At 53.2% G+C, this 23,591-nt stretch carries 23 protein-coding genes and 1 pseudogene; 9 read left to right on the forward strand and 15 right to left on the reverse strand.

Going from position 1 to position 23,591, the window contains the following annotated elements; genetic code table 11:
• The first annotated feature begins 70 nt into the window (after positions 1 to 70).
• Positions 71 to 607 (forward strand): molybdopterin-dependent oxidoreductase, encoded by a 537-nt coding sequence (locus RBT11_18320; protein MDX9788740.1) that lies wholly within the window; start codon positions 71 to 73, stop codon positions 605 to 607.
• Positions 608 to 812: 205 nt separating this feature from the next.
• Positions 813 to 1,214, forward strand: a complete 402-nt coding sequence (locus RBT11_18325; protein MDX9788741.1) for a C-GCAxxG-C-C family protein — start codon at positions 813 to 815, stop codon at positions 1,212 to 1,214.
• A 374-nt stretch (positions 1,215 to 1,588) separates the two neighbouring features.
• On the opposite strand, the gene RBT11_18330 is transcribed toward RBT11_18325, so the two are convergent.
• Positions 1,589 to 1,771 (reverse strand): DUF362 domain-containing protein, encoded by a 183-nt coding sequence (locus tag RBT11_18330; protein MDX9788742.1) that lies wholly within the window; start codon positions 1,769 to 1,771, stop codon positions 1,589 to 1,591.
• Positions 1,772 to 2,113: 342 nt separating this feature from the next.
• On the opposite strand from RBT11_18330, the pseudogene RBT11_18335 reads away from it, so the two are divergent.
• The 3 genes and pseudogenes from RBT11_18335 (at position 2,114) to RBT11_18345 (ending at position 4,910) form a co-directional block, all read left to right on the forward strand.
• Positions 2,114 to 2,380: pseudogene (locus RBT11_18335) on the forward strand (transposase zinc-binding domain-containing protein).
• Positions 2,381 to 2,416: 36 nt separating this feature from the next.
• Positions 2,417 to 3,355, forward strand: a complete 939-nt coding sequence (locus RBT11_18340; GenBank protein ID MDX9788743.1) for a transposase — start codon at positions 2,417 to 2,419, stop codon at positions 3,353 to 3,355.
• Positions 3,356 to 3,788: 433 nt separating this feature from the next.
• On the forward strand, positions 3,789 to 4,910 hold the full coding sequence (locus RBT11_18345) for a transglycosylase SLT domain-containing protein (GenBank protein MDX9788744.1): 1,122 nt from the start codon (positions 3,789 to 3,791) through the stop codon (positions 4,908 to 4,910).
• A 189-nt stretch (positions 4,911 to 5,099) separates the two neighbouring features.
• On the opposite strand, the gene RBT11_18350 is transcribed toward RBT11_18345, so the two are convergent.
• The 3 genes from RBT11_18350 to RBT11_18360 are packed head-to-tail and all read right to left on the reverse strand — an operon-like array spanning position 5,100 to position 6,585.
• On the reverse strand, positions 5,100 to 5,939 hold the full coding sequence (locus RBT11_18350) for an MBL fold metallo-hydrolase (protein ID MDX9788745.1): 840 nt from the start codon (positions 5,937 to 5,939) through the stop codon (positions 5,100 to 5,102).
• Between the two features lie 49 nt (positions 5,940 to 5,988).
• Positions 5,989 to 6,201: a hypothetical protein gene (locus RBT11_18355; protein ID MDX9788746.1), complete on the reverse strand. Its 213-nt coding sequence runs from the start codon at positions 6,199 to 6,201 to the stop codon at positions 5,989 to 5,991.
• 3 nt (positions 6,202 to 6,204) lie between these two features.
• Entirely contained in the window at positions 6,205 to 6,585 is a 381-nt protein-coding gene (locus tag RBT11_18360) for a CGGC domain-containing protein (protein MDX9788747.1), read from the reverse strand.
• Between the two features lie 478 nt (positions 6,586 to 7,063).
• Between RBT11_18360 and RBT11_18365 the strand changes: the two genes are divergently transcribed.
• Positions 7,064 to 7,816 carry a GntR family transcriptional regulator gene (locus RBT11_18365; GenBank protein MDX9788748.1) on the forward strand — a complete coding sequence of 251 codons (753 nt, stop codon included), beginning with the start codon at positions 7,064 to 7,066 and terminating at the stop codon, positions 7,814 to 7,816.
• Between the two features lie 288 nt (positions 7,817 to 8,104).
• On the opposite strand, the gene RBT11_18370 is transcribed toward RBT11_18365, so the two are convergent.
• The 5 genes from RBT11_18370 to RBT11_18390 are packed head-to-tail and all read right to left on the reverse strand — an operon-like array spanning position 8,105 to position 12,827.
• Positions 8,105 to 8,812 carry an ABC transporter ATP-binding protein gene (locus RBT11_18370; protein ID MDX9788749.1) on the reverse strand — a complete coding sequence of 236 codons (708 nt, stop codon included), beginning with the start codon at positions 8,810 to 8,812 and terminating at the stop codon, positions 8,105 to 8,107.
• Positions 8,805 to 9,614, reverse strand: a complete 810-nt coding sequence (locus tag RBT11_18375) for an ABC transporter ATP-binding protein (GenBank protein ID MDX9788750.1) — start codon at positions 9,612 to 9,614, stop codon at positions 8,805 to 8,807. The genes RBT11_18370 and RBT11_18375 overlap by 8 nt, the downstream gene beginning before the upstream one ends.
• The gene (locus tag RBT11_18380; GenBank protein ID MDX9788751.1) at positions 9,596 to 10,813 is read right to left on the reverse strand and encodes a branched-chain amino acid ABC transporter permease; all 1,218 of its coding nucleotides are present in this window, start codon (positions 10,811 to 10,813) and stop codon (positions 9,596 to 9,598) included. The genes RBT11_18375 and RBT11_18380 overlap by 19 nt, the downstream gene beginning before the upstream one ends.
• Complete coding sequence (locus RBT11_18385; GenBank protein ID MDX9788752.1) at positions 10,810 to 11,712, reverse strand: branched-chain amino acid ABC transporter permease LivH; 903 nt, start codon at positions 11,710 to 11,712, stop codon at positions 10,810 to 10,812. Before RBT11_18385 ends, RBT11_18380 begins: the two co-directional genes overlap by 4 nt.
• Positions 11,709 to 12,827 (reverse strand): branched-chain amino acid ABC transporter substrate-binding protein, encoded by a 1,119-nt coding sequence (locus RBT11_18390; GenBank protein ID MDX9788753.1) that lies wholly within the window; start codon positions 12,825 to 12,827, stop codon positions 11,709 to 11,711. The genes RBT11_18385 and RBT11_18390 overlap by 4 nt, the downstream gene beginning before the upstream one ends.
• Positions 12,828 to 13,095: 268 nt before the next feature.
• On the opposite strand from RBT11_18390, the gene RBT11_18395 reads away from it, so the two are divergent.
• Genes RBT11_18395 through RBT11_18405 form a run of 3 tightly spaced genes read left to right on the forward strand, consistent with a single transcriptional unit; the run spans position 13,096 to position 17,044 of the window.
• Positions 13,096 to 13,722, forward strand: a complete 627-nt coding sequence (locus tag RBT11_18395) for a (2Fe-2S)-binding protein (protein ID MDX9788754.1) — start codon at positions 13,096 to 13,098, stop codon at positions 13,720 to 13,722.
• An 8-nt stretch (positions 13,723 to 13,730) separates the two neighbouring features.
• Complete coding sequence (locus tag RBT11_18400) at positions 13,731 to 16,070, forward strand: xanthine dehydrogenase family protein molybdopterin-binding subunit (protein MDX9788755.1); 2,340 nt, start codon at positions 13,731 to 13,733, stop codon at positions 16,068 to 16,070.
• Positions 16,071 to 16,072: 2 nt separating this feature from the next.
• Complete coding sequence (locus RBT11_18405) at positions 16,073 to 17,044, forward strand: FAD binding domain-containing protein (GenBank protein MDX9788756.1); 972 nt, start codon at positions 16,073 to 16,075, stop codon at positions 17,042 to 17,044.
• Positions 17,045 to 17,184: 140 nt separating this feature from the next.
• Here RBT11_18405 and RBT11_18410 read toward each other — a convergent pair whose 3' ends face one another.
• The 6 genes from RBT11_18410 to RBT11_18435 form a co-directional block, all read right to left on the reverse strand.
• Positions 17,185 to 18,576, reverse strand: coding sequence for a (Fe-S)-binding protein (locus RBT11_18410; GenBank protein ID MDX9788757.1), 1,392 nt, complete (start codon positions 18,574 to 18,576; stop codon positions 17,185 to 17,187).
• A gap of 110 nt (positions 18,577 to 18,686) precedes the next feature.
• On the reverse strand, positions 18,687 to 19,361 hold the full coding sequence (locus tag RBT11_18415; protein MDX9788758.1) for a hypothetical protein: 675 nt from the start codon (positions 19,359 to 19,361) through the stop codon (positions 18,687 to 18,689).
• 65 nt (positions 19,362 to 19,426) lie between these two features.
• On the reverse strand, positions 19,427 to 19,558 hold the full coding sequence (locus tag RBT11_18420; GenBank protein ID MDX9788759.1) for a hypothetical protein: 132 nt from the start codon (positions 19,556 to 19,558) through the stop codon (positions 19,427 to 19,429).
• A 98-nt stretch (positions 19,559 to 19,656) separates the two neighbouring features.
• Entirely contained in the window at positions 19,657 to 20,829 is a 1,173-nt protein-coding gene (gene nrfD, locus RBT11_18425) for an NrfD/PsrC family molybdoenzyme membrane anchor subunit (protein ID MDX9788760.1), read from the reverse strand.
• A complete protein-coding gene (locus RBT11_18430; protein ID MDX9788761.1) occupies positions 20,829 to 21,938 on the reverse strand; it encodes a 4Fe-4S dicluster domain-containing protein in 1,110 nt (369 codons plus the stop codon). Before RBT11_18430 ends, nrfD begins: the two co-directional genes overlap by 1 nt.
• Before the next feature lie 47 nt (positions 21,939 to 21,985).
• A complete protein-coding gene (locus tag RBT11_18435) occupies positions 21,986 to 23,581 on the reverse strand; it encodes a cytochrome c3 family protein (protein ID MDX9788762.1) in 1,596 nt (531 codons plus the stop codon).
• Between the last annotated feature and the right edge of the window lie 10 nt (positions 23,582 to 23,591).

Consider the following 23,591-nt stretch of genomic DNA (forward strand, 5'->3'; position numbering starts at 1 on the left):
ACGTCAGTCACCTCTCGGACGAATCGTCTTTTGAGTCCTCCCATTCATTATACGGAGATGTTTGTTCAGAGTGGTGATTCAACTATTTAACAAAAGGCAACTTATCGTACAGGATAAATTCGCCCTGGCTTCAGCCCGATTTACTATTGCAATTGTCAATATTTTTCTTTATAAAAAGCGAGTTATTATCTCTCGAGTTCTTATCTCTTATGCAGTGCCGAATGTCTGGTATGATGCTTACGAGATCGGCCAGGCGATTAACCCGCTAAAGTGTAAAGAGCAGATCCATGGTGGGGCGGCAATGGGCATTGGCATAGCGCCAAATGAATCTGCTCATCCATATTGGCCATCGCCAGAGTATGCTGTAGATAGCTTTGAGAGCTATGTGATCGCAACCGCGGCAGATGTGCCTCCTGAAAGTCAGTATGCAATCCTTGACAATCCTCATCCTGACGGTCCGTTTGGTGCGAAAGGGTTTTGTGAAAGCTCAACCAATGTACCTGTTCCGGCCATCATAGCTGCCATTCATAATGCTGTAGGAGTATGGATCACACAGTTCCCGGCAACACCTGAAACTGTCCTTAAGGCCTTGGCAAAAAGGCAGTAGGCTCAAGGCATCAGGAACCAAGGAATGCGACGGATGCGCTGCACGGCCTTATTCATAGTTCTGAGAAATGAATCAAATCATGGGGGGATTAAAAAGAAAGGAGGAAGGGAAAATGCTGAAAGAGCAAAAGGAAACATTGGCCCAGGCGGCCTATGACATGGGGTATAATTTTGAAAAAGTCTACCATGGGTGATCCCAGGCGGTGATGCGTGCCGTGCTGCACGCACTCGGTGTTCAAGAAGAAGCTGCATTCACAGCGTCGTTTGCTATGGCCGGCGGGTTGGGGCTCACGCAGGAAACCTGCGGTGCCATAACCGGTGGCGCCATGTGTCTATCCATGCTGTCGGAAAAGTATGGTCGGTCCTGGGATAATTTCAACAAATGGGGTATGGAACAAATAATTGACAGTCTCCTCAAGATCGGCAAGTTTGCAGAAAAATGTACCGAAATGATGGGGGGAAACAAATGCATAGATCTTGCCGGCATGGAGCTCAAAAATGCCGCAGATGTTGAAAAATATGTAGCCACCCCGAATTTTGAAGGTTGCTGCGTCAATTGCGCGAAGGTCGCTAAACTCGTTGTGGAAACGCTGCTGGACGAAGCTTAGCCACCTTTAATTCAATTTTCTTGCTCCCCATGATTGTCTCCAAGCTGCTTGGCCCAATGTCAGACCGGGTCAAGCAGCCGGATACGAATTGCCAGCGTCCAGTTCGTCCTTAAACACCTTTAGTAGAATTGAAACTGTTGGGATAGGCGCCAGGGACTGAGATCCGGTGAGGTGATAAGCCCCCCCCTTTTTGGGGACCGAAGTATAGAGGTCTTTCACTTTTGAAAATCGGCAACAAAGGAGGGAAAAATAGTCTAGTGGATAATCAAAAATCTAATTTGTGGGATCGTCGACCAGAAGGAAGATCAACTTACCATTGGACTCGATGTGGGGCTACCTCTTTAAGCCTTAACAGGCGATACGGTTCATGTCCCTTATTTTTGGTGCAGCCATGGCATGTTGCGCCAGTTTTCCCCGGCGGCTCGCACTTCTCTGCCGATGTTTTTCAACGCGCCACCAAATCCGGTCAGCTCATGCCCTTTAAAATGGGCTACGGAGATGAGTACGTTGGCCTTGCCGATTTCGGCACCGAGCCGCACCGCAAACAAGCACCGCATGCGAAATGAATCGCTGCAACCGGGCCGCAGCCGACAATGCTGAATTGAGGCCTTCGCCACTCACAGGTGGGTTCGATAGCCTTTAACTCTTTCAGGACAACGACCTTTCCGGAAATACCCATTTTTAAGCTTACGAAAAAATAACCTTTACAAAATTATACGAAAGACTTTACATTAATATATACATTAGGTGGCCTACAGCTGCAATGAACGATATGGATGCTATTGCTGATAATTCTCATGGGACAGCCCGTATCCGATCTCACGACCCCCGACGTCTATCGCCCGCGTAATCCACAAGCCAGTGGCTACTATCAATGCGTTCAAAACCATTTTGAATAATTGGATCAGCTTTGGGATGACCGGGATGCACCTCATTTTGGATTTTGGCGCCCCCATGTCATGGATGTCATTCACCGCTATTTGGATTGCGGCGATCTGCATTGTGGATTCGCAAGAGTTAAATGTTCGGAATGTGGTCATGAGTATCTGTTGGCATTTTCTTGCAAGCGGCGGCACTTTTGCCCTTCCTGCCACCAGAAGAGAGTGGTCGAATACGGCGAGTGGTTGTTGACGAATGTTTTGAAAGATGTTCCCCACCGGCAATGGGTCTTTAGTCTTCCGAAAAGATTGCGGATCTACTTTATGTACGATCGTAGATTACTGGCAAAATTAAGCAAATGCGGTTGGAACGTAATACGCCCCTATTTAAAATCAGGCGTGTTAGATGACGATGCCGTTCCCGGGGCCAGTATAGCGGTGCACACTTACGGAGATTTTTTAAATTTCAATCCCCATTTGCACGCCATCGTGTCGGACGGTTGCTTTCGTTCCGATGACACCTTCCGGATGGCGCCCGGTTTTATGGCCAAAGACCTCGAAAAGGCCTTTCAGCACGAGGTGTTAAAAATGCTTAAAAAAGAGGGAAAAATAAATGATGCCATCATTGAAAATTTGCTTTCCTGGCGCCATAGCGCTTTTCAAGTTTATATCGGCGGCAGGATTTTGCCGGATGACGAAACCGGTTTGGAAAAGTTGGCGAAATGCATTATCCGCGCCTGCTTTTCACAAGAACGAATGGACTATAAACCGGTGGAAAGATCCACGGACGGCGTGGCCAAGGTCATTTGCACATCCAAGGACGGCAGAACCCGGAAAACATTTGACGCATTGGATTGGCTGGCGCAACTGGTGATGCACATACCCGACAGATATGAGCAAACCGTACGTTATTATGGCTATTACTCGAACAAGTTGCGAGGCCTTCGCAAAAAACGCGATGAGGACGATGAGATACCAACCCTTATACCCGGCGAAATGTCATCAAAAGAATTCAGAAGGAATTGGGCGCGGTTGATCCAAAAGGTGTATGAGGTCGATCCCTTGGTGTGTCCCAAATGCCAGGGCGCCATAAAAATCATATCCATAATCGATCAGCCTGAAATCATACAAAAAATTTTACTGCATCTGAATCTCTGGGATACGCGGAATCATGATCCGCCGCCTGAAAGCCCATCCTATATCCCCGAATTAACCTGTGACGATTCGGATTCCCAAATTCCCGCTTATGACTATTGGAACTAAGCATTTTTCAAAATAGTTTAACAGGATTAAAGGGGGGGCTACGCCAAAAAACAGCCCTGCGATAACAAAATTTTGCAATATTCACTCAACAACACCTCAATTCCTCTTCAATTTATCCGCTATTTTTTATTGGGTTTAATCGGGCTGAAGCCCACCGCAACATGTTGCGGTGGGCTTCAGCCCGATTTACTATTGCAATTGCCAATATTTTTCTTTATAAAAAGCGAGTTCTTATCTCTGGATACGCCTCCAAATCCAACCGCTTTCATGTTCCGTTGACTGATTCCGTCATTTCGGATGAAACCGTTAATCGATAAGCGCTTGCGTTCCCCCTTGCAGCCATGGCATAAGAAGCGGGTGACGCCGGCCCTGATAACTATCGGCCATGGTATGGCTGAAAGAAAGATGAATAAAGAAGCGGAAACAACAAGACATGAAGATAATAAGCCAAATTCTGGCGTTATGGATCACGGTGTTGGGCTATGGGGTGCTTCGATCGGCTCCGGCTGAAGGCACGGCGACCATTCCCCTGTCCTTTCTGCCACCCGGTATGGCGGTCTCTTTTTGCGACGAGCCGATGCCGCTGGACATTGAAGATGTGCGGGAACGGCTTGAGAAGGAATTTTTACTGATCACCGAAGACCGCGCCCAGGTAACCCTCTGGTTGAAGCGCTCCCGGCGGTATCTAACGCAAATTGAGGCGATGCTCAGGGAAAATCACATGCCCCTTGATTTGCAATATGTGGCGGTGATTGAAAGCTCTCTTTTGCCGCATGCCGGGTCAAGCAAGGGCGCGATGGGATTCTGGCAGTTTCTCGGCCCGGTCGGCCGCCAATACGGCCTTGTCATTAATTCACATATCGATGAAAGGCGAAACCTTACCGCCTCCACCGCTGCGGCGATACGATACCTGACAATGCTTCAGGATCTGCTCGGCTCCTGGACGCTCTCCGTAGCCGCCTATAATATGGGCGAAACCAGATTGCTGGCGAATATTGCCGAGCAGGGAACCTACGATTATTATCAACTGAACCTGCCGCTTGAAACCCAACGGTTCATCTTTCGCATTGTCTGCGTCAAAATGATTCTGTCCAATCCGGCTGCTTTCGGGTTTGAACTCAAGGACGAAGAATACTATCCACCGTTTGAATGTGACAACGTCAAGCTGAGAAGTCAGCATCCCATTCCCGTTCGCGTGGTGGCAACAGCGGCCAACACGTATTTCAAGGTGATAACGGATCTGAATCCCGAGATTATCGGCGGCCTTCTTCCGCCGGGGGATTATCAATTTCTCATCCCCAAAGCCGCTGCAGCGGACTTTCATCCGCAATTTGATCAACTATTGACAAAAACACTCGCCGCTCGAAAGGAACGCAGTTATATTGTTCAGGCCGGAGACACACTTATCGAAATTGCCGACAGATTCGGTGTGCCCATGCCTTCTCTGATGATTTGGAATCGGTTCGATCGCCGCCATGCCATTCAGCCCGGAGACAAGCTGACCATTTTTGAGCCAGGCCCAGACTCAGAATGCAACGAAAGTCCGTGGAATTGACATCGCCTGAAAGAAAACGCCATGCCAAGCAGGCGTTTTTATCTTTATAACCCTTCTAATCCGGCAAAGCCGGATGCTGGAATGCTGGGATGCATAAAAGCCATCTTTCACCCTCGGCAAATATACACGCAAAAGCGTGCATGTTTCTGGTAAAGGGCCTAACTATACCAGACCGGCATTGAAAGCAGGTTATACCGTAATCACACTGCCGGCGGCGGCCAAAACAAAACGTTCCTTAAAGCGCGTTGCTATCAGAACCGTGGCCTTAAAGCCCGTACAGTGCGCGGTACCGATCATCTCCACTGAAAATTCATCCAACATGTCCATGGCCCGCTCGACCGCCGACTCGTCGGAAGCCATCAGATGCGTGCCACCGATCACGGCTTTCAGCTTTGAAATGCCCATATCATTTTTCAGGTGCAACAGCGTGTTAATAATTCCGGAATGCGTGCAGCCCAATATCAAAATCGGCGCCGTATCCGTCTCGATCAACAGGGAACTGTCATCCGGAATGTCGTCGGGAACGATCTGCCCGTTTTCCATTCGCACCAGTCTGGCATCTTCTGGAACGGTTTCCACGGTTCGGGGATAATTCGTGAGGAACCAGACACCATCGCCGATTTTCGTGGTCTGATTCAAAAAAAGAAACTCGGCGCCCAGCGCTTCCAGCTCTTGCTGCGAAAACGGGCATCCCGCATAAAACGGCGGTTTGGACGGTTGCGTCAGATCCATTCCCATGTGTTTAATAAACAAATGCTTGCTGGCCACAACCCGAATCGGCCCGGCTTGCTCGATGGCCCATTTTAACCCGCCGGTATGATCATAATGCCCGTGGCTAAGAAAGATTTTATCGATTGTCTTTAAGTTAATATGCAGTTTTTCAGCATTATACGGCAAGGAGCGCCCCGGCCCCGTGTCAAACAAAAACCGGCCCTTTGCGCTTTCAATCAGCGCACTGAACCCGTGCTCCCCCATCAACCCGGATTTACCCACATAATTTTCCGATAAGATCGTGATCGTTGTTTTCATAGTTTAACCTTCATAAAAATTATAAGCCGTCTTCCGGCCTTTTGCCGGGTTACCGGTAGTTTTCAATATCCTTCGCAAACGTGTCGAAATCCATTTTGGCGAGAAAAAGCGAAATAATCTCACCGACCTTGTCCGCGGTATCCACACGATAAACCCCTTTTGCATCGGTGCCGGCAACGGCTTTTGCATTGGCCACAATGGCCTGCAACGCCGCCGGGGTGATATCTATATGGGCATTGACCGTTATCACTTCCTTTTTCATTGATCAGCTCCACACCTCAGGTTGATATCCACCGGGAAGATGCGCGGTACCCTTCACACAGGGCAGCCCTGTCTCCAGATGCACGCGATCAATCATTGCATCAAGGTGTTCACAGAACCCCCCATCGCTCATTTCCCACGCTTCCTTTCCCTTTTTTGAAAACAGACAGGTGCAAAAATGGATCACCTCCGCACCTTTGGACTTAAGAATTTTCGCCATGCTCACCGCATCATCCCCCGGGCAATGGCAGGTAAAAAGACCGGCAAGCTCACAACTCTCATAGCCGGCAAATCCTTCTTTTCTTTCTTGAAGACAGCGGAAACACCCTGTCATCGGGCATCGATCCATATTTTTTTCGCACCGAATAATGGCTATTTTGGACATCGCGCCTCTCCTTTATTCTCAGTGATTCAACCTTCGAAGTTAACAAACCAAAACATATCACAGGTGGCCTGTATCTTAAATCAAAACTTGCTTTTTGTTCCGGAAAGATAAAGGCGGTGTCATCAGAAAACCAACCGGAATTCCGGATGGTGCTTATTGGCCGAATTCCGAACTGGTTTATACGAAAGTGCTATGTGGAACCAGTCGGTCCGGTAAAAACCGCTTTTTCAGGATTCCGAGGATAATTCCTCGCGGGTCCGGGAAATGGGTCCGGGACTTTGGGTACCCGCACAAGAATATGTTTTTCGGACAGGTTGTTTCCTGGCGGGTTGTTTCCTTGATTGATTTGGTAAATCACTGTAAAGTCGGCATTGAAAAAATGGCACCCGAGACAAAGCAACCGATACCGGTTATCAATTTGGTTCCAGGTGCTTTGAAATCGGCTCAGATGGTTAACATAACTTGCAGAGAATCCAGCATGTATCAAAATCTTAATATTCCAAACTATTTCAGAGTGTACCATGAAATGAAAGCGAGCATCCTTTCCGGCGAGTTCGAGCGGGGCGGCAAAATCGGTACGATCGTAGACTTAGCAAAAACCTATGGCGTCGCGGCTGAAACCATTCGCCGAGCGCTTCATCTTTTGAAATTGGAAGGCCTTTTGAGCATGAAGCAAGGGGTTGGCACGATTATCCCTGAAAATGCCAACCTGGAAGCCATTTTGTTCGGCAACCTGGTTATTCAAAAAAAAATTACCGACGCGTTACTTAATTCGGACTGTACCATCATTTCTTCCGAGTGGATCGCGTCGCTCCCCCGTCGCATCGTGATATTATACGATCTCAAGAAGGCAACCTCCGACGCCAAGGTCTTAAAAATAGTTCACTGCATGAAATTCAAAAGCAACTCACGCCATAAGGTGATTGCAACCCATTATGTAACCGAGGACATCTTCCATCACCTTCAAATGGACAGAAGCACCTCACCCAATGATATTATCCTGTCAATTTGCAAATGGATGGACAAAACGCCCTTAACGCTCACCGAATCCCTGCGGCCTCATCTGTGCATGGGCAAAAATGCCGAATTACTGGGCCTGCCCGACGGAACGCCGGTATTCCATCATGACCACTTTGTTTGTGACAATGAAAACAATTGCTACTATTGGGAGACATTGTCCACGGCAAACCTTCATACCTGTGGACACCAACAAAATTGTGACCCGACTTGACGGACGGGCAATGGCCAGCATCGGCTGCGCACCGCCGCTCGGTTAGTCGCCAGGACAATCGCATGTAGAAATGGACTGCCGGGAGCGAAAGCCTTGAGGGGGATCGGATGGAAGCTGCGGCACTGTTTGAACGCGTTCCGCGTGAGTTTGCCGCAGCTGGAATCCGATTTTTCTCAAGGCTGAAGCGGGCTATGGGTTACATGCGATTGCCCTGGGTTAGTCGCAGAACGAGGTTGACTGTTTTCTGAAAAAATTGCTTCTGTCATTACCCGTCGGATGGCCACAAAATCACAACCCGAGGTAGGCGGTTTTGATGCGCTCGCTTTGGCGCAGGTTTTCGGCGGTGCCCGAGAGGATGATTTTTCCAGTCTCCATGACATAGCCGCGATGGGCAATGGCCAAGGCTTTGTTGGCGTTTTGCTCCACCAATAAAATCGTTGTGTTGTTTTCCCGGTTGATCTTTTGAATGGTCTCAAAGATGATCTGCACGAGCACCGGCGCCAGGCCAAGGGACGGCTCATCGAGCAGCAATAACTTGGGCTGCCCCATGAGCCCGCGGGCAATGGCCAGCATCTGCTGCTCACCGCCGCTCAGAGTGCCTCCCGGCTGATGCCGCCGCTCAGCCAGTCGCGGAAAGAGGCTGAAAATATAATCTCTGTCCCGGTGAATACCGGTCTTGTCCTTTCTCAGATAAGCCCCCATGGCGAGGTTTTCCGTAACCGTCAGATCCGGAAAAATTCTTCGGCCCTCCGGCACCTGAAGAATGCCGAGCCGGCAGATTTGATCGGGTCGCAGGGTGTGAACCCGCTGCCCATTGAACAGAATTTGCCCAAATGCCGGCGGTACGATGCCGCTGATGGACATGAGTGTCGTTGATTTTCCAGCGCCGTTGGCGCCGATCAGGGTGATAATCTCGCCTTTTCTGATCTCCAGGCTGACGCCTTTTAACGCTTCAATCCGGCCGTAAAAGGTGCGAATCTCTTTTAGTTCAAGCATCAAAGCTCTCTCCGAGATAGGCGTTAATGACCTTTGAATTCAAAGCGATTTGGGCCGGTGCGCCCGTGGCGATCATCTCTCCGTGATCCAGAACATAAATGCGATCCGATAAACTCATCACCAGTTTCATGTCGTGTTCGATCAACAGAATCGAGAGGGAATTCTCGTCCCGAATGCGCCGAATCAGGACATCGAGTTCTTCCGTCTCTTTATGGTTCATGCCGGCCGCAGGTTCATCCAGAAGCAGCAAAAAAGGTTCAGTGGCCAGTGCACGAGCAATCTCCAGGCGCCGCTGCTCACCGTAGGCAAGCGAGCCGGCCACCTCATTCACATAGCGCGCAAGCCCGAAGCTTTCCAGTAGCCGATAGGAAAATCGCACGATTTCCAGCTCTTCATTTCGGGTGGCGTTATCCTGCGCCACCGCGCCGAAAATACCGGACCGGGTGCGGCAATGCCGCGCGACCATGAGGTTTTCAAGAACGGTCATGTTTGAAAAAAGCCGAATATTCTGAAAGGTGCGGGCAAGGCCCTTTCGGGTAATAAGATGGGGCTTAAGCCCGTTGATCCGCAGCGGTTCTCCGCCAGCAGGCGCGATGAAAACCGCTCCCCCGCTCGGGCGATATATACCGGTAATGCAATTGAAAAAGGTCGTTTTCCCGGCGCCGTTGGGGCCGATCAGGGCCACAATCTCACCCTTTTCAATATGCAAATTGATGGCATCGAGCGCCAGCAAACCGCCAAAACGCATGGTAAGTCCCTTGACCGCGATCACCGGTTGCATGCTCATGCCGCCTGTTTCCATTCATAGCGCCGTTTCCTCCGGCGAATCAGGCCCTGAGGCCGAAAAACCATCATGAGCACCATACTGGCGCCGAAAATGAGCATTCGCATTTCGGCAAAAGCCCGCAAATATTCGGGCAACAAAATCAAAATCAAGGCTGCCAGAATGACCCCCAAAATGGAACCCATGCCGCCCAACACCACGATCGATAGAATGATGGCCGACTCCATGAAGGTGAAACTGGCCGGGTTGATAAAAGTCGTCTTGGCGGCAAAGATGCAGCCGACCATTCCCGCCCAGGTCGCACCCAGAGCAAAGGCGGTGAGCTTGGTCCGGGTTTTGTCGATCCCCATCGCCTCGCAGGCGATTTCATCTTCCCGAAGCGCGATCCATGCCCGGCCGATACGCGAATTTTCGAGCCGACCCACCACGAAGATGGTCAATAACACCAGAATGATCATGAGGTAATACATATAGACATTGGCCTGCTGGGGGCTTAAGGTCATTCCGAAAAACCACGGCCGGGAAATGCCCGCAATGCCGCTCGGACCAAAAGAAAAGTCGTTCCAGTTTTCCAGAATCAGCCGAATGATTTCCCCGAAGCCTAAGGTCACAATGGCCAGATAATCCCCCCGCAGCCGCAGGACCGGAAATCCAAGCAGAACGCCGAAAAAGGCGGCCAGCACCGCGCTCAGCGGCAGACAGGCCCAAAATCCCAGCTCGAAATGATAATTCAGCAGCGCATAGGCATAAGCCCCCACGGCATAAAAGGCCACATACCCCAAATCCAGCAGACCGGCCAGGCCCACGACAATATTGAGCCCCAACCCCAGCATGACGTACATCAGGGCGGTCGTCAGGATGGACACCTGATAACTCGATGTTATCAAGGGGAAAAGCACCGCGGCGAGTCCGATTGCGATCATTACCGGAATAAACCGCTTTGGTTCGCGCCGAATCCGTTCAGCCAGGTGTTGCAGCCGGCCTTCTTTTTGCTGTCCGGCGCCGAGCTTGCGTCTCATCAAATACCGCCAGAGAAAGGAGAGAAAAAAAGCGCCGACACCGACATATACCAGATTCATCCAGCGCCAGACAACCGTGCGTTCAATCGGGTTGACCTTTATCACCAAAATCGGAAAGGTAAGGAACATGAACCACAGGGCGATTAAAAGGGATTTTAGAAACGCCCGGAAGCGGGGGGAAATCGTCACGTCAATCATACCTTTTCCGAAACGGATTTTCCCAGCAAACCGGCCGGGCGAAAGATGAGAATGAAGACCAGCAACCCAAAGGCAAAAACGTCCTCATAGTCGCTCGACACATACCCCGTGGCAAAACTTTCGGTAAGGCCCAGAACCAGGCCGCCGAGCACGGCGCCGGGAATGCTGCCGATGCCGCCAAGGACCGCGGCTGTAAAGGCCTTGATCCCGGCGATGAACCCGATGTAGAAATTAATCTGACCGATATGCGAGGAGATAAGCACCCCGCCCACGGCCGCAAGAGCCGAACCAATGATGAAGGTCACCGAGATCACGCGCTCGACATTGACCCCGGAGAGCATGGCCATTGTCCGGTCCTGGGAAGTCGCCCGCATGGCCTTGCCCATGCGCGTGAACTTGATAAAGACCGTTAGCAGCAGCATCACCACGGCCGTGGTCGCAAATATAACGACTTCGGAAGGCAGCATAAAATCGGAAAATGCCTCCAGGAATACAAAGTCGGGAATGAGGGCCGGAAAAGAGAGAAAATCGGATGTCTGCGCCAGCAGCACATAGTTTTGCAGAAAGATAGACATGCCGATGGCGCTGATGAGCGGCGAGAGGCGAGAGGCCTTTCGCAGCGGTTTGTAAGCGATTTTTTCCAGGGTATAGCCGTAGGCGGCGCAATAAATAACCGCCGCCAGACCGGCCAGAAGCAACAGGGAAAGCCCGTGAAAACCGAGCAGGGAAAGCACGCTTGCCGTGATCAGTGCCGTAAACGCACCGATCATGTAAATCTCGCCGTGGGCGAAGTTGATGAGTTGAATGATGCCATACACCATGGTGTAGCCCAGCGCGATCAGGGCATAAATACTGCCGCGCGTGAGCCCGCCGAAAAAAAGTTCCAGGAAATATCTCATGGCGCTTCCGGGGTTTCGAATTTCCCATCCGTTACCCGATACATGGAAAAGCCGATTCCCTCGGCGTCTCCCTTATCGTCAAAGCTGATTTTCCCTAGTGGCGTTTCCACCCATTCGGTCCGCAACGCCTTGGCCACGGCATCGTAATCCGTGCTTCCGGCTTTATCCATGGCATTGAGCAGCGCCCGAATGGCGGCATGGGCATTAAGATAAAAGGCGCCCGGATCTGCGGAAAGGGCTTTTCTATGCTGCTCAATCGCCGCTATGGCCATCGGGGATTGGGTGGTATCAATCGGGCCGGTGGCATAGACGCCTTCAGCATATTTTCCAGCCACCTTGATAAAGGTGTCATCCTTTACGCCGTCATCCGAAATGAAAAAGGTCTTCATTTTCTTTTTTCTCATCGCCATGACAATCTTGGCCGCCTCGGGATGGTATCCGCCGTAAATGACCCCTTCCGCTCCGGACTGCCGAATCTTCTGAACGATGGCGGAATAATCCACGGCGCCGGGGGTAACCCCTTCAAACAGCAGCACCATGGCGCCGGCCTTTTCCAAAAACCCTCTGGCGAACTCGGCCAGACCCTTGCCGTAATCGCCCTTGTCATGAATGACGGCAAGACTCTTCAGCTTCAGGTGGGTTACTGCAAAGTCCACTTCCAGCCGGGCCTGCGCGTCATCCGGCGCGATGGTACGGAAAAAATTGGGATACTCGCCGCTATTGGTCAAATCCACATTGGTGGCCGAAGGCGAAATGGTGATGATTCGGGCATCCCGGTAAATTCCCAAGGCCGCCTTGGTCGCGCCGGAGCAAATAGGACCAATGACGGCATTCACCTTTTCGGAAACGATTTTCTGGGCCGCATTGGCCGCCACCTCCGGTTTGCAGGCATCATCCACCTGGATCATCTCGACCTGCTTACCGAGAATGCCGCCCTTGGCGTTAACCTCATCAAGGACAAAATGAACGGCATTGACGGTCGGCAACCCGTAGGAAGCCAAATCGCCTGAATGCGCGCCAACCACCCCGATCTTAATCGTTTCGGCCGCATGACCCCATCCGGCCAGCAGGGCCACAAGGGGCATCAAAACCATCAAATAGAGGCGCTTTTTCATCCTTCCTCCTTAAATTTCAATGAGGTGCATCATTTTTTTTCGCAACAGGCGGATGAAAGACCCATTACCATTAAGCTCATTTTCTGTCAAACTACCGAATGGTTTCGAACCTATTCTCTTTCAAGGATTTCCCGGCCTTTGGCAAAAAGCTTCTTGAGAAGTACGGCGAAAATACATATGAAGAGATGAGGGTTGGCGGCAAATTCGGCATCCGGCTTTCTTCAACCCTTTATGGTAAGACCCCCCATTCACCCCGTGGAGGCAATCCGTGCAAGAGGATCAGAACTCAAAGGACATAAAAGGACGGGGACTCACCCGTCGAAATTTTCTCAAAACCATGGGCAGCAGCGCGGTGGCCGTGGCCGCCTCGGATGCCCTCACCGGATTCAGCACGGCGGCTGCAGCGGCGGCTGTGCCCGAAAAAGCCGTTGAGATCCGTTTTGCAGTCAACGGCATTCACCGTACTCTAGTCGTTGAGCCCAGATGGACGCTGCTCTATGTTTTGCGCGAAAAACTCGGCATCACCGGGCCCAAACCCGGTTGTGAACGCGGTGAGTGCGGCGCCTGCACCGTTCTCGTCGACGGGGTCTCCCGCTATGCCTGCCTGACCCTTGCGGCCGAGATGGAGGGCAGGGACATTACGACCATTGAAGGTCTCATGGAAGGAGAGCATCTGGGGCCGGTTCAGCAGGCCTTTGCCGAGCACGATGCCTTTCAGTGCGGTTACTGCACGCCGGGCCAAATCATGTCCGCAGAAAGTCTGCTGCGCAGCAATTCCGTCCCGGGACCGGACGAGATTCGCGAGGCCATGAGTGGAAATCTCTGCCGTTGCGGCGCCTATACCCATATTCAGGCAGCGGTGTCACGCGCCGCCGCTCTCAAGCGGGGAAAGTGAGGTGAATCGTGGCAAAAGCTGATAACAGGATTTTTGAGCCGTCGGGTCTGCCGATACCGAAAACCCCCCGGCCGGGAGAGCCCCTACCCCACTGGAAAGAAACCCGCATGGTCGGAAAGGCCGTTCCCCGAGTCGATGCCTATGAGCGGGTCAGCGGATCAGCCATCTTTTCTTCAGACGTATCCCTTCCCAATATGCTTCATGGGGCCATACTGCGTTGCCCCCATCCCCATGCTCGGGTGCTGCAGGTCGCTACTGACCGGGCCCGGCGCATGCCCGGCGTACACGCCGTCATTGACGGCGATACCGCTGCGGCGAATCTCATGTGGACCTATGCCGGTTCCGGAACCGTCGTCCAGACGAAACTTTTCGACCCCATTTGCCGGTTCGAGGGAGAGACCGTGGCTGCCGTTGCGGCTGAAAGCCCCTACCAGGCGAGAGACGCCTTAAGAGCGATCGAAACGACTTATGAGGTGTTGCCTTTCACGGCCGATGAGCGGACCGCTCTGAACTCGGGCGCCCATCGGGTTCACCCCGACGGCAACCAGGTCGGAAAGACGGACTCCTACACGCGGGGGGACGTGGATCAAGGGTTTGCCGAAGCCGATGTGGTGCTCGAAGCGCATTACAGAACCGCGTGCGAAATTCACACCCCCCTGGAACCCCATGGGTGCGTGGCCAACTGGGAGGGAGACCGACTGACCCTCTGGGAGTCCAGTCAGGGGGTGTTTGCCGTTCAGAAAACCATCGCCGAAATTCTGGGCATCCCCCTTTCCAAGGTTCGCGTTATCGGCCCGTATATGGGCGGCGCGTTCGGCAGCAAGCTTCAGCCTGGAAAATACACCCTTATCGCGGCCCTCCTGGCCCGCATGACCGGGCGTCCGGTCAGACTATTTTTGAGCCGGGAAGAAACCTTTCTGGCCGTGGGCAACCGTCCGCCCACCAACATGCGCCTTAAGGCCGGCGTCAAAAAGGACGGCACCCTCACCGCGCTGGACTTTACCTGCCTCGGATCGGGCGGCGCTTACCCGGCCGGCGGCGCGCTCGTCGTCGACTGGCTGATCCGCGATCTTTATACCTGCCCCAATGTCCGAACCGAAGCAACCGATGTCTATATCAACGCCGGCCCGGCCCGTGCCTTTCGCGCACCGGGCCATCCTCAAGGGGCCTGGGCCCTCGAACAAATGATGGATGCCCTGGCCGAGACCATTCAAATGGATCCGCTGGACCTACGCCTTAAAAACATTTCGCTTTTCAGCCAAGCCCGCAAAGGCGCCCCCCCCTATACCACTACGGGATTCAAGGAGTGCCTGCTTCAGGGAGCTGAAGCTTTCGGCTGGCGCAAGGCCGGAAAAAAAGTCGCCAGCGCCGAAAAATCTAAATCTGTTCGCAGGGGCATCGGCATGGCAGGCGCCCTCTGGGCCTCCGGCGACGGCAGGCCGCCGGCGACAATCCTTCTCAAGCTTTTCGCAGACGGCAGCGTCAATCTGAACATGGGCGCCAGCGACATCGGAACCGGCACCAAAACAGTGATGGCTTTGGTGGTGGCCGAAGAGTTGGGGGTAGCCCTCGACGCCATTCAGATCGAACACGCGGACACGGGCACCACCCAGTTCGCAACACCGAGCGGCGGCAGCAAGACCGTTCCCACGGAAGCGCCAGCCGTGCGCGCGGCCGCCGTCAACGTCAAACAACAGGTTCTGGAAATGGCGGCAAAGGATCTTAAAGTCGATGCCGCGGATCTCGAATACACCCCGGGAAGCATCATCAGCAGCCGTGATCCGTCCAGGAAAATCGACATTAGCCGAATCTCGGGCCTCAGAATGGCCGGGGTGGTCGTCGGCATCGGTTACCGGGCACCCAATCCCGCCAATAAGGTCGTCAATCCCTTTGCGGCGCAGTTTTGCGAAGTGGAAGTCGATACCCGGACCGGTGAGGTCAGAATACTCCGGTTCCTCGGGGCCCATGACAGCGGCCGGGTCATGAGCCGGCTGACCTATGATAACCAGGTATTCGGCGGCATCACCATGGGAATCGGACTGGCCATGACCGAAGCGCGCATTTTGGATGAAAAACAGACCGGCAAGATGGTTAACTGCAACTGGCTAGACTACAAAATTCCAACGGCCATGGATGTGCCCGTCGAGATGGTGTCTCTTCCCGTTGAAATTTTCGACGATGAGGCCAACAGCACCGGCGCCAAGGGACTGGGCGAGCCCGTCACCATCCCCACGGCGGCGGCCGTTGCAAACGCCATTTACAACGCCACGGGCCTGCGCGTCACCGAAAGCCCCATTGATCCGATTCAGCTCTGCCGGCTGCTGGCAGTCAAGCGAAAGGAAGCATAACCATGTTGCCCAGTTTTTCCTATGTTCGGGCCGAATCCCTTAGCGACGCCATCGACGCCCTCTCGCAGGAGGGTGCCCGGCTTCATGCCGGCGGCACCGATCTTGTCGGATGCCTTCGGGACGGCGTGTTGAACGCCACCACCGTCGTGAGCCTGTCACGCCTTACGGAACTTCAGGACATTCGGCAAACAGCTGATGGGGGGCTGCGCATCGGCGCCCTTGCGACCATTGATGCCGTTTCACGGTCTTCGACTGTTCAATCCGGCTACCAGGCCCTTGCCATGGCCGCAGCAGCGGTGGCGAGCCCGCAGTTACGCCACCAGGGAACCCTCGGGGGAAACCTCTGCCAAAAACCCCGGTGCGGGTATTACCGGGGCGATTTTCACTGCCTGAGAAAGGGCGGGGACCTCTGCTACGCCGTCGATGGTGAAAACGCCCGTCACTGCATTATCGGCGGCGATAACTGCTATATGGTCCATCCCTCGGATACCGCCACAGCCCTTGCCGCGTTGGAAGCAACCGTCGTGATTGCCGGGCCTAAGGGGGAGCGGCGCGTTCCGGTGGAAGCGTTTTATGTGTCACCCGCCGACGATTACACAAAAGAAACCGTTCTTGCCACGGGTGAGATTCTGACGGAGATTCTCCTGCCGCCGCCCCCGAAGGGTCATAAAAGCACCTACCGAAAGGTTCGGGCGCGCGGTGTCTGGGATTTTGCCCTGGCCGGCGTCGCCCTCGCGCTCTTGATCGAAAAGGGCCGGGTGGCCCACTGCCGAATCGTATTGAGCGGGGCCGCGCCCGTTCCCTTTCGTGCCACAGCGGCAGAGGCAGTTCTCACCGGAAAGGTCCTGAACGATGACATCATCGCTGAAACCGCCCGGGCGGCTATGAAAAATGCGGCCCCCATGTCCGGGAACAGGTACAAGATCGCGATGTTCCACAGCATCATCGAACAGAGCCTTGCCGCGATGGCCTGAAGCGATTGCGTTTATCACCGCTGCCGCATTCAACAAAATCGGGGAGAGACATCCGCCCAAAGATTCACACGATATGGCACCCATAAAAAAAGGGGAAGCAACGTGAGCTTCCCCTTTAACTTACGGTGATAACGGAAAGGCTATTCTTCTTCCTCGGGCGGCTTTAAGTGATCCGGCACAATGGCCATTTTAATCAGCAGCGGCTTTAAAAAAGACCATCTGATCCCGACATGATAGACTTCCTCCAGATCCCGAATCGCATCCCAGCAGTTATGGCAGGGTGATATCACCAGTTTGGCGCCGGTCGCCAGAATCTGATCGCGTTTGACCTTTAAGCCCATGTTGCGCTGTTCCCGATACCGGCCCAGCCCGTTCATGCCGCCGCCGCCGCCGCAGCAGAAATTATGCTCTTTGTTGGGTTTCATTTCCCGGAAATCCTCGGCAATGTAGCCCATGATGGTCCGGGCGGCGTCCTTGAGGCCCGCATTTCGAATGTAATTGCACGAATCCTGATAAGTGACCGGCTCCTTGATTTTTTTGGTGGGATCGATCTTGATCTTTCCGGTGGTCAGGGCTTCGGCCACCCACTCCACATAATGAAAGCTCGGCACAGGCGTCTGCCCGGTTTTAATCCCCGCCCAGTAGGGGCCTTCAATCACCGTGGCCCGGTAGGCGTGGCCGCACTCGGTTACCACCATGCGCTTGGGATTTAAGCGCTTCATGGCATCGTAAACGGATTGTACTTGAATCCGGCAGGCTTCCCAGTCCCCTGCAAACATGGCCAGACTGGTCTCTTCCCATCCCACGCTCGGTACCGTCCAGTTTTCGCCGGCGAGGTGAAACAAAATGGCAGCCTCGGCTAGATCTTCAGGATAGTGTTTGGGTTCGCGAGCGTTTACCGTATAGAGGATGTCCGCATTTTCCTTGTCAATCGGAATTTCAAGACCGGGCCATTCTTCTTCCTGCTCCTCGGCCATCCACTCACAGGTCTCCACCCAGTCCTCCGAGGTAATGTCCATCTGCGCCTGATAGATGCGATGCATGCCGGCGCCGATTTTAAGTTCCCACGGGACAAACCCTTGGGAATAGCATAGCCCGCGCAGGTAGCTGAACATCACGCCCATATCGATGCCAAAGGGGCAATAGGTGCCGCAGCGGTTACAGCAGGTGCATTTTCCCCAGGCCGTGTCCATCACGTAATGCATGAACTCATTATCAACCTTGCCCTTGCGTTTGACGATCTCTCCCAGGGTGGATTGAATCTTGTAGGAGGGCACCTGCTCCGGGTCTTTTTTGTTGGCCAGGTAGAAAAAGCAGCTGTCCGCGCACATTCCGCAATGCGCGCAGATTTCCAGCCAGGTCTTGAGCCGGGACTTCATGGTGTTTTGAATGGTTGTCCACAGTTTTTGCTGGTCCACGTCGATCTGTTTCATTTCGTCGTAGTACTGCTTGCCGCTCTTATCCGCCAAAAGCGCATCCAGCATTTCCTTTGTCGTGCACGGTTGCTTATTGCAAAGAGTTCCCTCAGGCATGGCTTTATCCTGTAAGCTTGTTTGGTGTTGTCTATGGTATATGTAGCAGCGGTTGCCGATAACTCATGAAAGAACAGGTACCGCTGATCCCGGACCTTCTATCTCAATTCCTACCAGGCGAACTTATTTTTCATTCCGCCGCGCTTAATGCCGAAATCTGCTCCAAGCTGCGCACGCGAGAGGAAGAACAACACAAAGTGCGACAGCTTCGTAAAGGGAATAGCCACCAACATCATCTCGCCGCAAAGAATATGCGCGATCAGCCACCCCTGATACCCCGGCGCCTGATGATAGGCCATAAACCCGGTGATAAACGGCGCTGTGGCAATGGCCAGCAGCAGATAATCGTAAGCGGTGGTGATAATCCGCACCTGCGGAAAGGCAATGCGACGGAGCGTCAGAAACACGGCGGCCACAATCACGGTGACCGTCAATAAATCCGCCACGCCTTCGGGCAGGGACCAAAAACTGAACCCCCACCTTTCCTGCAAAATAATGTTGTGCGCCCTTAAAAACAGGGGCGTAAACACCAGACCGATATGAAAGGCGAAGACCAGCACGGTCATCCCCTTATAAAACCGCCAGCTATGGGTTCCAAAGGGTATCAGCCAATAAAGAATGGATCGAATGGCGCCCTTCACACCGTATACCGCATGCTCCGTGTAGGCCACCCGGTCCAATTTCCAATCAAGCCCTCGAATGTATCGGATGGTTCTAACCAACAGCCCGATGAAAAACACGGCGAAGGCCAACCACGCCAACGGACCTGTCACAAATTGATACATATTACTTCTCCGTTTGAAAAAAAATTCTTTGCCAACGGCGCAACCGCTAAAATCCGCCTATCGATTTAATCTTCATCGTTTCCGGCCAGGAACAGCCAGAAACCGACCATCGAAAACAGAGCGGCCACCATAATGATATACGTAACGCCTTTGGTAAACGTCATGAATTGCTGAAGGGTATAAAACATACCATCCATAATGAAGTTCTCCTTTTTACCGCCGGGATGTCGGGTTTAATTCTCCGGAAGGCCCCGGGTTTTTGTAATTACGCAACGCGTTCCGCCCGCCCAACCAATCAATGCGCATCCTTATGTTCCGGATGTTCATAGAAAATGGGCATTCTCGTGACGATAAACCGAAACACAAGAATCAATACCGTCACCAGAAAGACCGTGGTGCCGATCTCCATCCAATGGGGGAAATACCGCTCACTGGCCGGCAGATGGTAATTAAATGCGATGAGGCAAACGTTCAGCCGGTTTAAAATGATACCGAAAACGGTCCAGGCGGCCGTAAATTTGATCAGCCCCATATTCTTATCCCGAACGCCCACGGCGTACATAAAACACGGCACCGCCACAAAGCCGATCAGCTCCACCAAAAACCACAGGCCGTATCCGGTACCGAGGTAATGCCAGTTGTTGTCCACAGAGAGGCCGATCACCTTGATGATGAAATAGCCCGCCAGCACCAGAGCAGCCGCTTTGCCGAAACCGAGCACGACGCCATCTCTTTCAGCCAGGTGGGTGGCGTCCATTTTATCGTGAAAGGCTTTGTGCGACAAGGTACCTTCAAAGATCACCATGGACAGCCCGGCGATGATGCTCGAGATAAAAAAGTAAACCGGAATGTAGGTTGAATACCAAAGCGGATGCAGCTTGGAAGGGGCGATAAGGAAAAGCGCGCCCAGGGAAGACTGATGCAAGGTCGATAGAATCACCCCGAAGATGGTAAGCACCAGCGTCAGCCTCACCGCAATTTTTCGCGCCCTCTTGAATCCGAGCCACTCGGAGGCCGCAGGAGAAAATTCGATAAACAACACCGTGAGGTAAAGCGCCACACAAGCGGCCACTTCAAAAAGCAGCGAGGTGGTTCCCCGCTGCATGATAAACGGATAGGGCAAGCGCCAGGGCCGGCCCACATCATAGTGAAGCGCCAAAACGACCGTGGCATACCCGAGAAACCCAGTCAAAATGGCCGGCCTGACCGCGGAATGAAAGCGTTTCATGCCGAAAATATAGCAGGCTGCGGACGTAACATAACCGCCTGCCGCCAAGGCGACCCCGACGAGCAGGTCAAAACCGATCCAGATTCCCCACGGGTTGTAATCGGTTAGATTGGTCACCGCGCCCAATCCCTGGGTGAAGCGAAGCACCGTGAGGATCAGGCCCATTATAACGATACTGCCGGCAATCATGTTAAACGGCGTCCAGATGGATTTGCCGGCCGTGGTCACATTCTCTGACATCAGGCGTCCTCCTCTGTCTTATCTTGTGTGTCTTTAGCTTCGGGCTCTTTTTCCGCGGCCCTGGCAGCCTCTTCCTGCGCTTTGGCCGCTTCCGCCAGGGCCTGCTTTACCGCTTTTTCTATCGCGGCGGCTTTTTCCTTCTCGGCCTTTTCCTGGGCGGTCATCATCTGTTTATCCGCTGCAGCCTGAGTCTCATTGACCGCATTGGCCACAGCCGCTTCACGCTCTTCCTGCGCGATTTTTTCTTTCCGTTTGGTAACGGCATAAATACCGGTCAGCAGCACCGGCCAAAGCCCGACGACGATCGGAACCGCGCCCAGCGCACCGGCGGTCAGCTCCCCGGCGGCCTTGGTGCCCAGATCCTCGCGCATACCCAGATCCTTGAACGGCACGCCGGACAGATACAACCAGCTCGTGCCACCCATTTCTTTTTCACCATAAATATAATCGACATATTTGTCCGGGAAATTGTGAATCCGCTCGCGTGCAATTTTGAGCAAATCCTTGCGCTTTCCATAGGTCAACGCTTCCGTGGGACAGCTCTCCACGCAGCCCGGCAAGAGTCCTTTCTCGATTCGCGGCTGGCACATGGTACACTTGACAACCCGCGGCGTAAACGCCTTGTCGTATTCATAGGCCGGAATCTCGAACGGGCAGGCAATCATGCAATAACGGCACCCCACACATACGGACGCATCATAGGCCACTGCGCCCGACTCCGTCTTTTTAAACGCCTGAACAAAACAGGCTGACGCACAAGCCGGCTCCAAGCAGTGATTACACTGAATTTTCCTGAAAACCGGCGCCTTCGCACCGGGCGGCGTGTACTGATTGACCACTGTAAAGGTATTCGCATGGGTACGCCGTTGTACATCCAACACCGTTAAATCGTTAAACGGCTTTTCCGGCGCGGGCAATTCATTGACCTTATTACACGCATCCTCGCACTTACGGCATCCGATACAGCGCACACTATCGAAGAGAACCCCGTTACTGTCCGGATAACCGGAAAATTGTTTGTTGGCAGCCGCCCGCGCCGTTTTCCCCACAAGGGTACTGGCGCCGGCTGCACCCATCCATCCGAGAAACTTTCGCCTTGATATACTCATTTGTGTCACCTCAACCTGTTGGGCCTAATGCGCGTTTTCGCTGCGCCCTATTTTTCTTTGTGACAAGATACACAATCCCTGCTGGCCGGTTTCTGAATTCCCATCTCCTCATGGCACCCCATGCATTGTTGATGGTAGGCCGCCATTAAGCCCGGTCGAAACGGATTTCGATCGTCGAACGGTTCGCCGTGACAACTGCCGCACAGCGGCGGTTTTTTCGCCAACGGACTGTTATGATGGCACCCTTGGCAGAGCGTCGCCGGATCCGTATGAAAATAATTTGCCAGTTTATTATCCTTGATGTCGGATGCAAGCTTGAGAACGATTTTGCGATGCGGCAAAATCACCGGCTTATATTTATCGGCCAGCGATTTAATCTCCACCGTTTCGGGAATGTCGTTTTCAGGCAGTGTCGACACCGTGGCGGTTCGTGCCGCCAGCATGCCGCCGGCAAGCTCAGCCGCCATTTTTTCATCAGACGGCAGCGGCGCGCCCGCTTGGGCGCCGGGCATGTGACAGACCAGACAGCCGGCATCCGATCCTTTTCGGGTCGGGGACATGAAATGATGGCATCCGGCACAACTCTCTGCCGCCTGTTTTTCTGAATGGCATCCGATACAACTTGCCATGGCGTTTTTCTGATGCATGGCTTGCGCCAGCTTAACGCCCTCGCCTTCCTTTTTGCCCTGAATCGTGTGGCATTCACTGCAAGCAGTCAGGCTGGCATGATGACAAGCCCGGCAATTATCATTCAACGCCTCATGGCCCTGATGATTAAAGGGCACCGGACTCATTCTTACCGTCGCATCGTCCGGTTTGAGCCCGGTTTTAACAAATACGGTATCGGGTTGCTTCATTTCCATTCGGGGCGGATTGGCCACAACCTCTATTTTTTGCTGCTGTTTCAGCTCGTGACAACCGCCGCACTGCACAGGTCCCGCGGTCTTATGCTGAACCTGAAGCGCACGATGGCAAGCCACGCAATCGGTATGGGCGGCAAGCCGCATGGAGATTCGGTTTTCTTCGCTCATCTCCTTATGACAGTAACGGCAGGTGCCTTCCTTGCCCTTTTCGTAGATCAGCTTTTTGGCTTTTTCGTCGTAGACATGATGACATTGCTCACACTTCTTTTCGAGCGCCTTTTCATGCCGAAAGTGAAGGGATTTATCCAGACCAATGGGTCGGCGGCTGGACATGGCGCGATCCTCTTTGGCATGGCAACCGGCGCAAACGATCGGACCGGTTTCCTGCCCCGCACTCATCATCTGATTGTGACAAGCGATACAGTTGGCATGATAGGTATCCATGACAACCTTCTTGTTGTCCTCCTTCAGGCGCATGAATTTGATGCTGAGCCTGTCCTTGTCGGTCTCCTTCAAATGGCAGGCCACGCAATCCTTTCCGGCTTTTTCCAGGGCAACGGTATGCTTGTCGTGGAAGAACTCGACCGGTCCCCGCTCCAGCGGGCCAAAGGTCTTCAGCGTGTCAATGTTGAGTATATCGGCCCTCGATTCGCCCGGCGGCGAGGATTTGACGGCCGCATGAGCGCCGACCGCGCAAATCATAAGGATGGCAACAAAAATACTTCCGGCAATTCTCAGTCGCGATTTTTCCTTGTGCATGTCATCAATCCTTAACTGCATCACTTTTCAT

Source organism: Desulfobacterales bacterium (assembly GCA_034003325.1).
Taxonomy (GTDB): domain Bacteria; phylum Desulfobacterota; class Desulfobacteria; order Desulfobacterales; family JAFDDL01; genus JAVEYW01.

Bases quoted from the DNA above. Each gene is read 5' to 3' on its own strand.
- RBT11_18375 (MDX9788750.1), bottom strand. From the start codon at position 9,614: ATGGAAACAGGCGGCATGAGCATGCAACCGGTGATCGCGGTCAAGGGA.
- RBT11_18370 (MDX9788749.1), bottom strand. From the start codon at position 8,812: ATGCTTGAACTAAAAGAGATTCGCACCTTTTACGGCCGGATTGAAGCG.
- RBT11_18385 (MDX9788752.1), bottom strand. From the start codon at position 11,712: ATGAGATATTTCCTGGAACTTTTTTTCGGCGGGCTCACGCGCGGCAGT.
- nrfD (MDX9788760.1), bottom strand. From the start codon at position 20,829: ATGTCAGAGAATGTGACCACGGCCGGCAAATCCATCTGGACGCCGTTT.
- RBT11_18355 (MDX9788746.1), bottom strand. From the start codon at position 6,201: ATGAAAAAGGAAGTGATAACGGTCAATGCCCATATAGATATCACCCCG.
- RBT11_18380 (MDX9788751.1), bottom strand. From the start codon at position 10,813: ATGATTGACGTGACGATTTCCCCCCGCTTCCGGGCGTTTCTAAAATCC.
- RBT11_18430 (MDX9788761.1), bottom strand. From the start codon at position 21,938: ATGAGTATATCAAGGCGAAAGTTTCTCGGATGGATGGGTGCAGCCGGC.
- RBT11_18405 (MDX9788756.1), top strand. From the start codon at position 16,073: ATGTTGCCCAGTTTTTCCTATGTTCGGGCCGAATCCCTTAGCGACGCC.
- RBT11_18410 (MDX9788757.1), bottom strand. From the start codon at position 18,576: ATGCCTGAGGGAACTCTTTGCAATAAGCAACCGTGCACGACAAAGGAA.
- RBT11_18360 (MDX9788747.1), bottom strand. From the start codon at position 6,585: ATGTCCAAAATAGCCATTATTCGGTGCGAAAAAAATATGGATCGATGC.
- RBT11_18340 (MDX9788743.1), top strand. From the start codon at position 2,417: ATGTACGATCGTAGATTACTGGCAAAATTAAGCAAATGCGGTTGGAAC.
- RBT11_18415 (MDX9788758.1), bottom strand. From the start codon at position 19,361: ATGTATCAATTTGTGACAGGTCCGTTGGCGTGGTTGGCCTTCGCCGTG.
- RBT11_18345 (MDX9788744.1), top strand. From the start codon at position 3,789: ATGAAGATAATAAGCCAAATTCTGGCGTTATGGATCACGGTGTTGGGC.
- RBT11_18330 (MDX9788742.1), bottom strand. From the start codon at position 1,771: ATGCGGTGCTTGTTTGCGGTGCGGCTCGGTGCCGAAATCGGCAAGGCC.
- RBT11_18350 (MDX9788745.1), bottom strand. From the start codon at position 5,939: ATGAAAACAACGATCACGATCTTATCGGAAAATTATGTGGGTAAATCC.
- RBT11_18435 (MDX9788762.1), bottom strand. From the start codon at position 23,581: ATGCAGTTAAGGATTGATGACATGCACAAGGAAAAATCGCGACTGAGA.
- RBT11_18365 (MDX9788748.1), top strand. From the start codon at position 7,064: ATGTATCAAAATCTTAATATTCCAAACTATTTCAGAGTGTACCATGAA.
- RBT11_18390 (MDX9788753.1), bottom strand. From the start codon at position 12,827: ATGAAAAAGCGCCTCTATTTGATGGTTTTGATGCCCCTTGTGGCCCTG.
- RBT11_18325 (MDX9788741.1), top strand. From the start codon at position 813: ATGCGTGCCGTGCTGCACGCACTCGGTGTTCAAGAAGAAGCTGCATTC.
- RBT11_18420 (MDX9788759.1), bottom strand. From the start codon at position 19,558: ATGGATGGTATGTTTTATACCCTTCAGCAATTCATGACGTTTACCAAA.